General features: G+C 59.2%; 9 protein-coding genes. 5 read left to right on the forward strand and 4 right to left on the reverse strand.

The window, feature by feature from the left end:
- Positions 1 to 12 precede the first annotated feature (12 nt).
- The 4 genes from H7R58_RS16780 to H7R58_RS16795 form a co-directional block, all read right to left on the reverse strand.
- Complete coding sequence (locus H7R58_RS16780; protein ID WP_106924098.1) at positions 13 to 1,179, reverse strand: dual-specificity RNA methyltransferase RlmN; 1,167 nt, start codon at positions 1,177 to 1,179, stop codon at positions 13 to 15.
- A gap of 167 nt (positions 1,180 to 1,346) precedes the next feature.
- Positions 1,347 to 1,778, reverse strand: coding sequence for a nucleoside-diphosphate kinase (gene ndk, locus H7R58_RS16785; RefSeq protein WP_106924097.1), 432 nt, complete (start codon positions 1,776 to 1,778; stop codon positions 1,347 to 1,349).
- Between the two features lie 266 nt (positions 1,779 to 2,044).
- On the reverse strand, positions 2,045 to 4,363 hold the full coding sequence (pbpC, locus tag H7R58_RS16790) for a peptidoglycan glycosyltransferase PbpC (protein ID WP_182934805.1): 2,319 nt from the start codon (positions 4,361 to 4,363) through the stop codon (positions 2,045 to 2,047).
- A 1-nt stretch (position 4,364) separates the two neighbouring features.
- Positions 4,365 to 8,732 carry an alpha-2-macroglobulin family protein gene (locus H7R58_RS16795; RefSeq protein WP_182934435.1) on the reverse strand — a complete coding sequence of 1,456 codons (4,368 nt, stop codon included), beginning with the start codon at positions 8,730 to 8,732 and terminating at the stop codon, positions 4,365 to 4,367.
- A gap of 275 nt (positions 8,733 to 9,007) precedes the next feature.
- Here H7R58_RS16795 and H7R58_RS16800 point away from each other — a divergent pair, with 275 nt between their 5' ends.
- The 5 genes from H7R58_RS16800 to timP all read left to right on the forward strand — a co-directional run bounded on the left by H7R58_RS16800 (position 9,008) and on the right by timP (position 14,086).
- Positions 9,008 to 10,552: a PTS transporter subunit EIIC gene (locus H7R58_RS16800; protein ID WP_106924093.1), complete on the forward strand. Its 1,545-nt coding sequence runs from the start codon at positions 9,008 to 9,010 to the stop codon at positions 10,550 to 10,552.
- A 13-nt stretch (positions 10,553 to 10,565) separates the two neighbouring features.
- Positions 10,566 to 11,930, forward strand: a complete 1,365-nt coding sequence (locus H7R58_RS16805; RefSeq protein ID WP_182930190.1) for a 6-phospho-alpha-glucosidase — start codon at positions 10,566 to 10,568, stop codon at positions 11,928 to 11,930.
- Positions 11,931 to 12,003: 73 nt separating this feature from the next.
- Positions 12,004 to 12,849 carry a 3-mercaptopyruvate sulfurtransferase gene (gene sseA, locus H7R58_RS16810; RefSeq protein ID WP_106924091.1) on the forward strand — a complete coding sequence of 282 codons (846 nt, stop codon included), beginning with the start codon at positions 12,004 to 12,006 and terminating at the stop codon, positions 12,847 to 12,849.
- Entirely contained in the window at positions 12,849 to 13,622 is a 774-nt protein-coding gene (locus H7R58_RS16815; RefSeq protein ID WP_182930189.1) for a MurR/RpiR family transcriptional regulator, read from the forward strand. Before sseA ends, H7R58_RS16815 begins: the two co-directional genes overlap by 1 nt.
- A 341-nt stretch (positions 13,623 to 13,963) precedes the next feature.
- Positions 13,964 to 14,086: a small toxic inner membrane protein TimP gene (gene timP, locus H7R58_RS25455; protein ID WP_258182274.1), complete on the forward strand. Its 123-nt coding sequence runs from the start codon at positions 13,964 to 13,966 to the stop codon at positions 14,084 to 14,086.
- Positions 14,087 to 14,090: the final 4 nt, after the last annotated feature.

A 14,090-nucleotide genomic window follows, 5' to 3' on the forward strand; every position in this document is an offset into this window, starting at 1 on the left:
CGCGGCGCGCTATCAGAGCGCTTTGACCTCAATGGTTTCACCCTGCATACGCTTACGCATTGTACGCTTGGTGCGGTCAATCACATCACCGGCAAGCTGACCACAGGCGGCATCAATGTCATCACCGCGGGTCTTACGCACGATGGTGGTAAAGCCATAGCTCATCAGTACTTTACTGAAGCGGTCAATGCGGCTGTTGGAGCTGCGGCCGTACGGTGCGCCCGGGAACGGGTTCCACGGAATCAGGTTGATTTTGCACGGCGTATCTTTCAGCAGTTCAGCCAGCTCATGGGCGTGCTCGGTGCCATCGTTAATATGGTCCAGCATCACGTATTCGATGGTCACGCGGCCCTGGTTGGCGTTGGACTTCGAAATGTAGCCACGAACGGACTCCAGGAACGTCGCGATGTTGTACTTTTTGTTGATCGGTACAATTTCGTCACGGATGGTGTCGTTCGGTGCGTGCAGGGAAATCGCTAGCGCGACGTCAATCATATCGCCCAGCTTATCGAGCGCCGGAACCACGCCTGATGTGGACAGCGTTACGCGACGTTTGGACAGGCCGAAACCGAAGTCATCGAGCATGATTTCCATCGCGGGAACCACGTTAGTCAGGTTCAGCAGCGGTTCGCCCATCCCCATCATCACCACGTTGGTGATCGGACGCACGCCGGTTGCTTTGACCGCACCGACGATTTTCGCCGCGCGCCACACCTGGCCGATAATTTCAGATACGCGCAGGTTGCGGTTGAAGCCCTGCTGGGCCGTAGAGCAGAATTTACACTCTAATGCGCAGCCGACCTGTGAAGAGACGCACAGGGTCGCGCGATCGTCTTCCGGGATATACACGGTTTCAACGCGCTGATCGCCAACGGCAATCGCCCATTTGATGGTGCCGTCAGAAGAACGCTGCTCTTCTACCACTTCCGGAGCGCGAATTTCAGCCACTTCTTTCAGCTTACCGCGCAGGACTTTGTTGATGTCGGTCATCTCATCAAAGTCGTCGCAGCAGTAGTGGTACATCCACTTCATCACCTGATCGGCGCGGAAGGGTTTTTCGCCTAAGTTTTTAAAAAACTCGCGCATCTGCTGACGGTTAAGATCCAGCAGGTTAATTTTTCCATCTTTGTTGGGAACCGCCGGGATGGCGCTCTCAGGCGTGACAATTTGTTCAGACATTTTCTATTCCGGCCTCGTTGTTACACGTTATGGCCCCTGGAGGGTTAATAAAAAGAAGCGCCCCAGGAAAGCGTTCTGCTCGTCCGGGGGCGCTGCATTGTACAAATTCTGGCGCATGGATGCCACGTCTGCACGCGGCATTCACGAAATAAAGTGTAAACGATCCCTTAACGGGTGCGCGGGCACACTTCGCCTTCGCCGAAGAAGAAGGCGATTTCGCGCGCGGCGGATTCAACGGAATCGGAACCGTGGGTGCCGTTCTCGGTGAAGCTGTCCGCGTAGTCAGCGCGCAGGGTACCTGCCAGCGCGTTTGCCGGGTTGGTGGCACCCAGCAGATCGCGGTGACGCTGAACGGCGTTTTCGCCTTCCAGTACGGAAACCACGATCGGGCCAGAGGTCATGAACTCAACCAGACCGTCGAAGAACGGACGGCCGTCGTGCTCAGCGTAGAAGCCGCGCGCCTGCTCAACGGTCAGGTGCAGCATTTTGGTGCCAACAATCTTAAACCCTGCTGATTCAAAGCGAGAGAAGATGCTGCCAATAACGTTTTTTGCCACCGCGTTTGGCTTGATGATGGAAAAAGTACGTTCAATAGCCATGATTACCTCTAATAATAAAATTTATTTTGTTGTCGTGCATACAGCAGCTGTATTACTTGGCGCGGATTATAATGACCGGATGCGTCGTTGCCTATGGATGAAGGTAACATTTTTTTAAAATAAAATACTTTTAAGCAACACACCTTGTAACAAACCCGGTTTGGTTATTGTGCGCTGCTACTGCCCGATGGCGCTACGCTTATCGGGCTTACGGGTCGATGCCATATTGTAGGCCGGGTAAGCGCAGCACCAACCGGCAACGTCACTCACTGCAGCGTAAAATTCACCACCGACGTCTGCCCTGCTTCATCCATCACCACCAGTTGATAAGCCGCCGGATCTGCCAGCGTCAACGTCAGACTATCGCCAGCGCTGGCCTGCGGTTCACCGTTGAGGAACCACCAGCGCCTCCCTTCTCCACCGCTCGCGTGCAGCACGACTCTTGCATTCGACTCACCGGGCAAACGTCGGATCACGGCATCTTCACGAATACCGGACAGCATCAGCGGGGCCATGTTCTGCACTTGACGCGGCGGGCAACGCGTCGACACCGGCGGCAGCCGCGCGGCACGGCGCTCTCCGACGGGCAGCCACGGCTCCAGCGGCAGCGGCCAGACGTCGAGGATCGTTTCACGGGCCCCCGGGCAGTCTGCTGCCACCCGTTTGCCTTCGCCATCAAGCCACATCGGGAAACGAATGCCCTGCATCCCTTCCTGCTCAGGCAGCTGTAACGTCGGCGGCAGGCTATTATCCAGCATCCAGGTCGACAGCCTGCGGCGGCAGTTGGTGTCCCCCGCTGGCAGCGGCTGCCCGCCTGGCCAGCAGATTTCCGCCACGCCAACCGACGCCGGACGCGGATCGCGCGCCTCCTGCTGGCGCGCAGCGCGTGAGGCCAACAGATTGTTGACCTGGTTCAACAGCGGAATGGCGCTGGCGAAACCAAACTGCCCGGCCACCGGCGTACCGTCCGGCCTACCGGTCCAGATGCCGATGCTGTAACGGGCATTAACGCCAATCGCCCATGCGTCGCGATAGCCGTAGCTGGTGCCGGTTTTCCACGCCAGCGGCACCCCCTGCGGCAGCGAGGCATCCGGCAACGGCTGCGCCTCGTTGGCCAGAATGCGGCGGATAATCCACGCCGCGCCCGGCGACAGCAGCGGCCGTTCGACCAGCGGGTCGTTGGCCAGCATCCGCAGTTTGCCCACCCTTCCGTGTCGCGCGAAGGCACTATAGGCGGCGGTGATATCAGCCAGCCGCGCGCCAGCGCCGCCGAGAATGAGCGATAAATTCGGCTCCGCACCGGTCGGCAGAATCAGCGGCAGCCCGGCATTGCGCAGCCGGGCGGCGAACTGCTTCGGCCCGTAAGCGTCCAGCACCTGCACGGCAGGAAGATTCAGCGAGCGCACCAGCGCTTCGCTCATGCTCACCGGGCCGTGGAATCCGCTGTCAAAGTTACCCGGTCGGTAGTCACCCACCCGACGCGGCACATCCTGTAGCAGCGATGCCGGATGAATCAGCGCGCTGTCGAGCGCCATACCGTATAAAAATGGCTTCAGCACCGACCCCGGCGAACGCACTGCGGTCACCATATCGACATGACCAAAGCGGCTATCATCGGTAATATCCGCAGAACCAACCCAGCCGCGCACCTTCATATCGCGATTATCGACCACCACCATCGCCAGCGAGCTGCGCGGAGCCAGACGCGATTTCCAGTTCATCGCCAGATCTTCCAGCTGCCGCTGCAGCCCGGCATCCAGGGTGGTCACAATTTTTTCCTCACGGCTCCGCGCCAGCATGGCGCGCGCAAACAGCGGTGCCAGCTGCGGCATCTGGCGCGGGAACAGCCATACCGGCTCTTCTTTCGCCTCCTTTACCGCAGCGTCAGGCCAGACGCCCTGAGTCAGCATTCGGTCAAGGACTTTATTACGCGCGGCCTGCGCCCGATGAGGCCAGCGGTCCGGACGCAGTCGGCTGGGCGCCTGCGGCAGTACAGCCAGCAGCGCAGCGTCGGCGTAGCTTAATTGCGCAGGCGGTTTTCCGAGATAGGCCCAACTGGCAGCACCGACGCCCTGAAGCGTGCCGCCGAACGGAGCCCGGTTGAGATAAAGCGTCAGAATATCCCGTTTGGAAAGATGCCATTCCAGTTGGAAGGCGCGCCACAGCTGGCGAAACTTACCGCCAAACGTACGCGGATGCGGGTCCAGCAGCCGCGCCACCTGCATCGTCAGCGTGCTGCCGCCCGACACTACGCGCCCGGCGGAGAGATCCTGCCAGGCCGCGCGGACAATGGAAAACGGGTTTACGCCGGGATGGTCCCAGAACCAGCGGTCTTCATATTGGATCAAGGCATCCAGGTAGCGTGGCGACACCTCTTCCACGGTCACCGGGTAGCGCCAGATCCCTTCGGCATCGGCAAAACGCCACAGCGGGCTGCCGTCCTCGGCGACCACCACGCGGGCGGGCGTCACTTCATGCAGCGGCAGCGGCCAGCGCTTATCGGCCAGCACCACCGCGCCGCAAAAGAGGACCACCGCCCCGGCCAGCCAGCGCCAGACGGGGCGTTTAAGCCAGGCGACCCGCATGCTATGGGACGACAATCAGCATGTCGTCCGCCGTACCCACCGCGCGCCAGGCCGGAACATACATGGATTCTACCTGCGACGGCGGCACCTGATAGGTACCCGGCATGACCGCGCGAGCCAGATAAACCAGCGTCACCGGCTGGTTAGCGTTGACCGCCACCGCCGCCACAAAGCGGTCGTCACGGAATTCCATGTGCTGGATATCCGCCTGCTGCATCTGGTTGAGCCACTCCTGCACTTCGCTGGCGTTGTCCTGCAGATTGGCACTGCTGTTAGCCAGATTCTGGTTTTCCAGCTCCAGTCCGGCAGGCAGCATATCGACCACCAGCGCATCCGGCACGTTCTGTCCGGCGTTGATATCTAACTTCACCAGCACCAGTTCGCCGCTACGCAGCGAAGAAAGCGATTTGCGCTGACCATCAGTGCCATAGAACTGGCGCTCAATATGCAGCACGTTGCCGCTTGCCGCTGGCGCATTTTGCGGGTAACCGGTGCTGTCGAGTCGCAGCCACAGCGGCTGCTGGCCGCTGTTTGTCACCGTCAGCGCCGCAAGCTGCTCCGCATCCAGATTACGCGTCAGGGCTTTCTCTCCCTGCAACGGCTGACCATCCAGCGAAGTTTGCGCCTGCCAGTTGCCCGGCGCGTCCAGCACGCTTTTCGCCGCCAGGAACAGCGCATTGTTCTCCTGGGTCGACAGCCAGCGTTCGCTGAAAGCCTGCTCAGCGAGGGTTTGCAGTAGCGCATTCTGGGCCGCCGGTAGCAGCTTGTTCTCTTCCAGCAGCGCCAGCATCAGCGCGTTGTCGCGCAGGTCGCTGCCGTAGTCCGCCAGCCAACGCGCCCTGTCAGTACGTTTGGTAGTCAACGCCAGCTGCAGCGCCTGTTCGCTGCGCGGGGCGTCGCCCATCGCTTTCAGCGCAATACCCAGCTGCATCAACGGCAGGCCGGACCCGGCCTGCGCGCGGCGTTCCCAGAGTTCGCGAAGCGCACCGAGCGGCGCTTTTTGCTGACGGGCCAGCACCAGGCCTGCATAGGCCTGAATGGCAAAACGGCTAGCCGCGCTGTCGTCGGTGTAGCGTACGCTCATCAGCCCCGGCTCCTGCAGGTAGCGCAGCATCCGGTTATTGCCTTTATTGATGGCCTCCACCGGTACGCTATAACCCTGCTCCGCAGCGCGGACCAGGAAGTCCATGGCATAAGCAGTCAGCCAGTACTCTTCTGGCCCTTCTTTGTCCCACAGGCCAAATCCGCCGCTCTCTTTTTGCATTTGCAGCAGGCGAGAGATGCCAAGATCCACCGCAGCACGGCGTTTTTCATCGCTGTCGCCGACAATGCCCAACGTTTTTAGCTGTGCGACGTTGGTATAAAGCTGCGGGAACAGGCCGCTGGCCGTCTGTTCAAGACAGCCGTACGGATAGGCTTTCAATTCGCGGATATAGCGCGCCAGGTTGAGCGGCGGTTTACCGCTTAGCAGCAGTTGGCCCTGCACCGTCGCCGGCGAGAACGCTGCGTTCTGCCCTGACGGTATGCTCCAGCTCTCACCAGGCTGCAGCACCGCGCCGTTATTGACCGTTTGCGCCGGGAACGCCGGGCGCACGCCAATCTTCCACTGCTTATGCAGGTCGGCCAGCGTTTCACCCGGTAGATTCAGGCCCGATACGCTGACATTCACTTCTCCGTCGCCGAAGCCTTCACTGGCACTCACCGGCACAAACAGCGTGCTGCGCGCACCGGGCTCCAGCGAGACCGCCGCAGGCTGGCCGCTCTTCAGGGTCAGCAGACCGGCGGTGGCAATCTGAACGTTCAGCCGACGCTGTTCGTCACCGAGCGGCAGATGCAGCACGCCCACCGCCCGCTTTGGCGTAGCGGAGCGCGATTTGTCCCCCGGACGAACCACCAGCGTGCTCAGATAGAGATCGTGGCGGTTCCAGCTTTTGTCGACCGGAATGCTTAGATCCAGCCCCGCGGCGGGGACCTCAATTTCCTGCCACCACAGCGGCCCATCGCTGGATTCCACCATCGCGTAGCCTTTACCTGCCGCCGGGGCGGCAATGTGCAGCTTGATGGTATCGCCGGGCCGGTAGTTCGATTTATCAAGCTTGAGCGTGACGCGATCCGGGCGCGCCGCGCCGCTGCCGTCGCTGTTATCCTGCCAGCTGTAACCGGCCCAGAAACGCACGCTACTGACCGCATCGTTCGGCGCTTTGACCTCCAGACGATAGGCGCCCCACTCTACCGGGAAACTGACCTTACCGGTTTCATCTGCGCTGAGATCCAGCGTCTCTTCGCCCTCGACCAGATCTTTTTGATCGAAGCGAGACTGCCAGCCGTCGCTTTCCGACCAGTTCCAGTAATAATCACGGCGTTCACGAATCAGCCTGACCTGCAGGCCGGCAACCGCTTTCTTATTACCGCTGGCGTCGCTGTAAACCACGTCAAAGGCCGCCTGGCTGTTTTCATCGACGATCGGCTGATTGACGGTGGTGTCGGTGCGATAGTCATAGACCGCTTTGCTGGCAAACTGCGGGCGGATCCCCGGCAGCTCGGCTGCTGGCCAGATAGCCTGGCTTACCCGGCGGGTGACCGGGCGACCGCCGGACTCAAGCAGGCTGGCCTGGAGGATCACCTGCAGCGGCGAGTGGGTTTCCTGCCACTGGCTGGCGGTGGTCACTTCACCATGGCCTTTGGCATCCAGCGTCAGGTTCATTTCATCCAGGCTGCGGGCGGTATTTTCTTGCGCAATATCGCCAAACTGGAAGCCCGGCAGCGCCGCGACGGCATCGCGCAGCGGGCGTAAAAACAGCTTGCCCTGGAGACTGTTACCGCTGGCTGGCGCGCCGTAGAGGTAGGAACCCACCACGCTGAACGTCACATCGTCAGCAGGAGCCAGCGGTGCGGTTTGCGGCGTCAGGCTCAGCGCCATGCGCTCGGGCATAAAATCTTCAACGTGGAAATCCCACTCACGCGGCTGGTTATCGCCGGTGTTAGCGCGAATATGCCACATCCCCGTGGCGGCACTGCTATCGAGCGGGTAGGTCAATTGATACAGGCCGTTCTGCGGCTGGCTGACGACGCTGCGGATCACCTGCCCGTCCGGCTTGACCACCTCAAGCTTAATCGGCTGATCGGGCAGCGGTTTGCCGTCACTGTCGCGCAGCAGCCCGTTGAGTATCACCGTTTCCCCGGGGCGATAAAGATCGCGCGGGCCAAACATAAAGAACTGCTTACGGTAGCCGGGGTCACCGGCAACGTCGAACTCGGCCAGGTCCAGCGCGGGAAGTTTGAGATCCAGCAGCGTGGTTTGCCCCTCTTTGCGCGCCAGCAGCAGCGCCGCGTCTTTATCCGTCTGGAGGGTCGCATGGCCTTTGGCATCGCTGGTCGCCTGCGCCAGCGTCTGGCCTTTATCGTTAAGCAGGGTCAGTTCTACGGCCGATTGCGCCGCGCCGTTTTCCAGGCTTTGGGTGAAAACGTCCAGCTGGCCGTGATAGCGGTGCAGCGAAACGCCCACATCGCTGAGGGTAAACAGCGTAGCGGCATTGCTGTAGCTGTACTGACCCGCCGGATTCATCACCGCAATATAAACGCCGGACTGCTGTAGCGGCGCAATATCCTTCAGCGGCAGCAGCAGTTTTTCGCGAGTGTTACGCGTGGGGTTGAGATCGAAGCGTCCGGTATAGACCAGGTCCGCCATTTTCAGCAACTCGTCAGATTCCCAGTTGCTCAGCGAACTGCGATATTCCCACTGGCTGACAAATGCCGCCAGCGACTCCGGCTTCACGCGGAAGAAGTTGACGTCAACGTGCGGCACGTTGAGCACCATCACCGGCAGCCCTTCCACCACTTTGCCAGGCAGCAGCGAGCCGCGGCTGGCAAAACCGACGCTGGGGGCAATATCACGGGTCGTCAGCGTTTTCTCCACGCTGCTGCCGAAGGCGGATTTGTTCAGCGCCGCCAGCTCAGGATCGACGGTCACAATCAGGTCGCGTTTAGGTTCCAGATGGCGCAGACGCAGCTCTTTGAGGTTTGGCGCCAGCTCCCATGCACCGTCCACTTTGCCGCTCTTTTTGTCGACCAGATGAACGGTTTTGCTGAAATCCTGATCGGGATTTAGCGGAATCGAAAAGGTGAGCACCAGCGTCGCCGCGCCGTCGAGCTGCACTTCAGAGGCATCCAACAGGGAAAGCGTTTTGCCCTGACTCTGCTGGGCAAGTTTGGCCAGCTGCGCCGCATCCGGTTTATTCGCCGACGCGTGCTCGGCTGCAGCCGGGGCCGCCGCCGAGGCGGGCTTATCATCGTTGTTATTGTCGCATCCCGCCAGGGTAAACGTCATTGCCAGCGCCAGCGCTAGCGTAGCCAAACGAAAGGGTTTCATCCTGGAACCTCTGACTGGTGAAGTCTGTTTGAGTCGTTGATTCAATATTATGCCCCAGACCCGAGTTTGCCAGTAGCCAGCCCGCTCGCAAAATTGACGACCATTTTTCATCACAAACGGGATGTTACGGCGATCACAGCACCGAACGTCACCTGTGACGTTACGCGTACTTTGTTTTTAAAACAATAAGATAGCTAGATTCCTCTCGCACTCTGCTGTTACCTTTTGCCGGTCGTCACCTCTTACTCTACGCGGTTCAATAATTGGAGATCGGAATGAAAAGAGCCGTTAATGCCCTACAAAATTTTGGCAAATCTCTCTACGGCCCGGTGCTCATATTGCCAATCGTCGGTCTGTTTATCGCCTTCGGTAACGTGCTGGGTAACGGTAGCCTCGCCGAGTACATTCACGTTCTCGGTTACCCTGCCGTTCAGCATCTTGGCCAGCTGATCGCCAAATCCGCCGTGTCGCTGCTGGTCAACCTGGCGATGATCTTCGCCGTCGGCATTCCCATTGGCCTTGCCGCCCGCGATAAAGGTTACGCGGCGCTGCTGGGACTGGTCACCTTTATCGTTTTTATCAACGCCATGAATGTGACGCTCCAGCTACAGGGCGAACTGGCACCTGCCGATCTTATGCGCACCGCCGGGCAAAGCATGGTGCTCGGCGTACAGGTGCTGGAGATGGGCGTGTTTGCCGGGATCCTCACCGGTGCGCTCACCGGCTACCTGTATAACCGCTATTCCGGCGTACAGTTTTCCGGGGCGATGGCTATCTACTCCGGGCACTGCTTCGTCACCATTATCATTTTGCCGGTTGCCATACTTCTCGGCGTGATCATGAGCGAACTCTGGCCGTGGGCGCAGCACGGCATCAGCGCGCTGGCGTTGGCGATTAAAGGCTCCGGCCCGTTCGGCGTAGCCATTTATGGCTTCCTTGAGCGCATTCTGGTGCCAACCGGCCTGCATCATCTGGTTTATACCCCGTTCCTGTACACCGAGCTTGGGGGTTCACAGGAAGTATGCGGCACGCTGTATCAGGGCGCGCGCAATATCTATTTCGCCGAAATGGCCTGCCCGAAGGTCACGCAACTGAGCAGCACGGTAGTGTGGGACGCGCGTGGCATCAGCAAAATGTTCGGCCTGCCCGCCGCGGCGCTGGCAATGTACGTCACGGCCAAACCGGAGCGTAAAGCGGCGGCGAAAGCCATTCTGATCCCGGCGGCGCTAACGTCCATGCTGGTCGGCGTCACGGAACCGCTGGAATTTTCATTCCTGTTCGTCGCGCCGCTGCTGTTCGTGGTGCACGCGGTGCTGACCGGCATTGGCATGATGCTGTTCTCACTGCTCGGCGTCCATGCGATCGGCGCGAACGGCATCATCGACTTTGTGCTCTACAACCTGCCGCTGGGCACCACCAAAGCGAACTGGCCAATGTATATCGCGGTGGGGCTCACGATGTCCGCACTCTATTTCCTTATCTTCCGCTTCCTGATTCTGCGTTTTGATATGAAAACGCCGGGCCGCGAAGAGGAAGACCAACAGACCCGGCTCTACAGCAAGCAGGAGTACCAGGCTAAGGGCAACAACGACGGGCTGGGAACCCTCATCATCGAAGGATTAGGCGGGCGCGACAACATTGAGGTGGTGGATAACTGTTACACCCGGCTGCGCGTCACGGTCAAAGATGTAGCGCAAATTAACGAACCGCAGCTTAAAGCAACCGGTGCGAAAGGCATTATTAAACAAGGCAATAACGTTCAGGTGGTCTACGGGCTGCATGTCAAAAAAATGCGAGAAGCCGTTGAGATGTTTCTCTGAAGGAGGCTATAACATGTTGAAATCCCCATTTATTCTGGCTATCGCCGGCGGCGGCAGCACCTATACCCCGGGCATTGTGAAGAGCCTGATGGTGCGCTTAAGCGACTTCCCGCTGGCGGAAATTCGCCTCTACGACATTGATAAAGCGCGGCAAAACACTCTCGCGCCGGTGGTAGAAAAGGTGATACGCGACCACAGCCAGAGCATCAAATTTACCGTCACCACCTGCCCGGAAACGGCCTTCAGCGGCGCACACTTTGTGTTTGCGCAGATGCGCGTTGGTCAATACAAGATGCGTGAGCTGGATGAAAAAATCCCGCTGCGCCACGGCGTGGTGGGTCAGGAGACCTGCGGCCCGGGCGGCCTGGCCTACGGCCTGCGTACCATTCTGCCGATGGTTGAATTGATTGACCTGGTTGAGCGCCATGCAGACCCGAAAGCGTGGATAGTCAACTACTCTAACCCGGCGGCCATCGTTGCCGAAGGCATCCGCCGTCTGCGCCCACAGGCGCGGGTATTAAATATCTGCGATATGCCGGTGGCGGCCATGCGCAATATGGGAGCCATTCTCGGCGTCGATCGCCACAGGCTCGACGTCGACTATTTTGGTCTCAATCATTTCGGCTGGTTTACCCAGGTGCGTGTCGATGGCGAAGACAAGCTGCCAGAGCTGCGACGCCACGTGGCGAAGTTCGGCCTGCTAACCGAAGATGCCGCGCAAACTGACCCGCAGCATGCCGATCCATCATGGGTGAAGACCTGGCGTAATATTAAACCGATGATGGACTGCTTCCCGGAATATCTGCCGAACCCGTATTTGCAGTACTACCTGATGCCCAACCAAATCGTCGAGCACCAGAATCCGGACTATACCCGCGCCAATGAAGTGATGGATGGCCGCGAGAAAAAACTGTTCGCGGCGGCGGTTGAGTATCAGCAAACCGGGATTCTGCCTGATGCCTTCCACGTCGGCGTGCACGGCGAGTTTATCGTTGAGGTTGCCCGATCTCTGGCCTTTGATTTACGTCAGCGTCATCTGGTGATTGTGGAAAACCAGGGGGCGATCGCCAATCTACCGGACGATGCGATGGTGGAAGTGCCCGCGTATATCACCGCGAACGGCCCGGAGCCGGTGCGCATGGGTAACGTCCCGCTGTTCCACCAGACGCTGCTGATGCAGCAGCTGGCTTCGGAACAGCTATTGGTGGAAGCCACGCTGGAAGGAAGTTATGAGAAAGCGCTGCAGGCTTTCACCCTCAACCGGACCGTGCCAACCATAGAACACGCGCGGGCTATTCTTGATGAGATGATTGCTGCCAACCAGGATTACTGGCCGCAGCTGCAGCACGCCTGGCAAAATGGTGAAGCAACGCGCTAATAACACGATGGTCGCTTGTCGGTGTGATAAAAAACACCGACAATTCCTTTCTGATTTATCAATGGAGGGTACTATGACCACTTCGTTTTTTGTCGCCGCCGACTGGCTGGCTGAGCATGTTGATGACCCGCAGGTACAAATTATCGATGCCCGTATGGCACCGCCGGGGCAAGAACACCGTGACTTAAACGCCGAATACCGCGCCGGGCATCTGCCGGGTGCCGTTTTCTTTGATATCGAAGCCCTCTCCGATCACACTTCCCCCCTGCCCCATATGCTGCCAAGGCCGGAGGCCTTCGCCGTCGCCATGCGTGAACTGGGCGTCAGCCGTGATAAACATCTGGTTATCTATGATGAAGGCAATCTCTTCTCCGCACCGCGCGCGTGGTGGATGCTGCGTACCTTCGGCGCCGAGCGAGTGTCTATTCTGGCCGGCGGGCTCGCCGGCTGGCAGCGCGATGAACTGCTGCTGGAGCACGGTGACGTCAACGTTGCGGAAGGCGAGTTTGAGGCCAAATTTGCCCCGCATGCGGTTAAGCGACTGACCGACGTTCTGCTGGCAAGCCACGAAGGCTCCGCGCAAATCGTCGATGCTCGCCCGGCACCGCGCTTTAACGCCGAGGTTGATGAGCCCCGTCCGGGCCTGCGCCGTGGCCATATTCCCGGTGCGCGCAACGTGCCGTGGGGCGATCTGGTGGTGGACGGCGAGCTGAAAACAACCGATGAGCTGGAAACCCTCTTTGCACGACAAGGGGTCGATTTCAACCGGCCGATTATCGTCAGCTGCGGCTCCGGCGTGACGGCGGCAGTGGTCGCCCTGGCGCTGGCGACCCTTGAGGCGCCTGACGTCACCCTGTACGACGGTTCATGGAGCGAATGGGGCGCGCGCGCCGATCTGCCGATCGAGCCCGCGCAGTAATGGATAACCGCCTGGCACCGCTGTTAATGCGCGGCGAAGCGTTAACGCGCGCAGAGTACCGGGTATTAGCCCACCTGACGGCGCATCCGTTACTGGTGGGCAAGATTACGGTTCGTCAGCTGGCGCAGGCGACGTTTGTCTCCACTGCCACCATCATGCGGTTGTGTCAGAAGCTAGGGTTTAGCGGCTACAGCGAGTTTATCTGGCACTGTAAAAACCTGCTGGCGGAAACGCCGCATATTGCGACACAGCAAACGCAAGCCAGCGCGGATCTTCCCGCGCTGTTCAACCGCTTTATGGCTAACTACCAGCAGTCATTCCAGTGGGCAACTGCGGAGAAACGGCAGCAGTTTACCCGTCTTTTACGCGAGCGGGAGAGCTTCTTTCTGTACGGCGCGGGGTTTTCCTATCTGTTTGCCGAGTATCTGACTAAAAAGCTGCAGGTATTGGGTAAAACGGCGTTTATCTCCGGCCCGGGCGACAGCCGCAACATCTTTCTGAGCAACGCCGCGCGCTACCAGGTCTTTATTGCCGTTTCACGCAGCGGAGAAACCGAACAGGTACTGGATAAAGCACGTATTGCCCGTAACGTCGGTATGACCGTTGTCGCCTTCACCCGCGCCTCGGCCAACCCGCTGGCGCAGCTAGCCGACCTGCATTTCGCGCTTTACGATGAAGCCGTGCATTTCGCGGCCGAAGCGGCAGATATCACCTCATTCGAGTCAAACCTGGTGCTAATGATGGATTTACTGCTGCTTGAGGCGACGGGGTAATCAGGGGTTCTTCAGGCACAAAAAAACCGCCTGTCACAGCGGTTTCTTTGTGCTGGTCCGGTTCGCGGCCTTTCCAGCAAGCTACATTGCTAAAGCAATGCAGGCACACCATAGTGGCATAATAGTCGCTTTAAAATAGGACAAAGTCAAGATGGTAACAAAGGTGACTATTTAACTATTGGTGTATAATCCATCCCGGCCCTTTCCGCCGTCTCGCAAACGGGCGCTGACTTCAGGAGAGGGTATCCCACGGCCGTAAATGCAGGCACACCATAGCGCTTGCTATCGCGGCGTTATCGCCGGCGGTGCTGCCGTGATGCGGTCTTCGCATGGACCGCGCAATGAAAGGACGATACGTGTGTATCGTGCTGATTGTTTCTGCCGCCTTGTTGCTTCACGCCGACAGCAATCGGAGCCACTCCGGTAACGCCGTCAGCATGAGGCTCAACGCGCAGGGCAAGTAAGCCA

The organism is Klebsiella sp. WP4-W18-ESBL-05 (assembly GCF_014169075.1).
Classification (GTDB): Bacteria; Pseudomonadota; Gammaproteobacteria; order Enterobacterales; family Enterobacteriaceae; genus Kluyvera; species Kluyvera ascorbata_B.

Coding starts and splice junctions, on each gene's coding strand:
- timP (WP_258182274.1), top strand. CDS start 13,964: ATGAAAGGACGATACGTGTGTATCGTGCTGATTGTTTCTGCCGCCTTG.
- ndk (WP_106924097.1), bottom strand. CDS start 1,778: ATGGCTATTGAACGTACTTTTTCCATCATCAAGCCAAACGCGGTGGCA.
- H7R58_RS16805 (WP_182930190.1), top strand. CDS start 10,566: ATGTTGAAATCCCCATTTATTCTGGCTATCGCCGGCGGCGGCAGCACC.
- H7R58_RS16780 (WP_106924098.1), bottom strand. CDS start 1,179: ATGTCTGAACAAATTGTCACGCCTGAGAGCGCCATCCCGGCGGTTCCC.
- sseA (WP_106924091.1), top strand. CDS start 12,004: ATGACCACTTCGTTTTTTGTCGCCGCCGACTGGCTGGCTGAGCATGTT.
- H7R58_RS16800 (WP_106924093.1), top strand. CDS start 9,008: ATGAAAAGAGCCGTTAATGCCCTACAAAATTTTGGCAAATCTCTCTAC.
- H7R58_RS16815 (WP_182930189.1), top strand. CDS start 12,849: ATGGATAACCGCCTGGCACCGCTGTTAATGCGCGGCGAAGCGTTAACG.
- H7R58_RS16795 (WP_182934435.1), bottom strand. CDS start 8,732: ATGAAACCCTTTCGTTTGGCTACGCTAGCGCTGGCGCTGGCAATGACG.
- pbpC (WP_182934805.1), bottom strand. CDS start 4,363: ATGCGGGTCGCCTGGCTTAAACGCCCCGTCTGGCGCTGGCTGGCCGGG.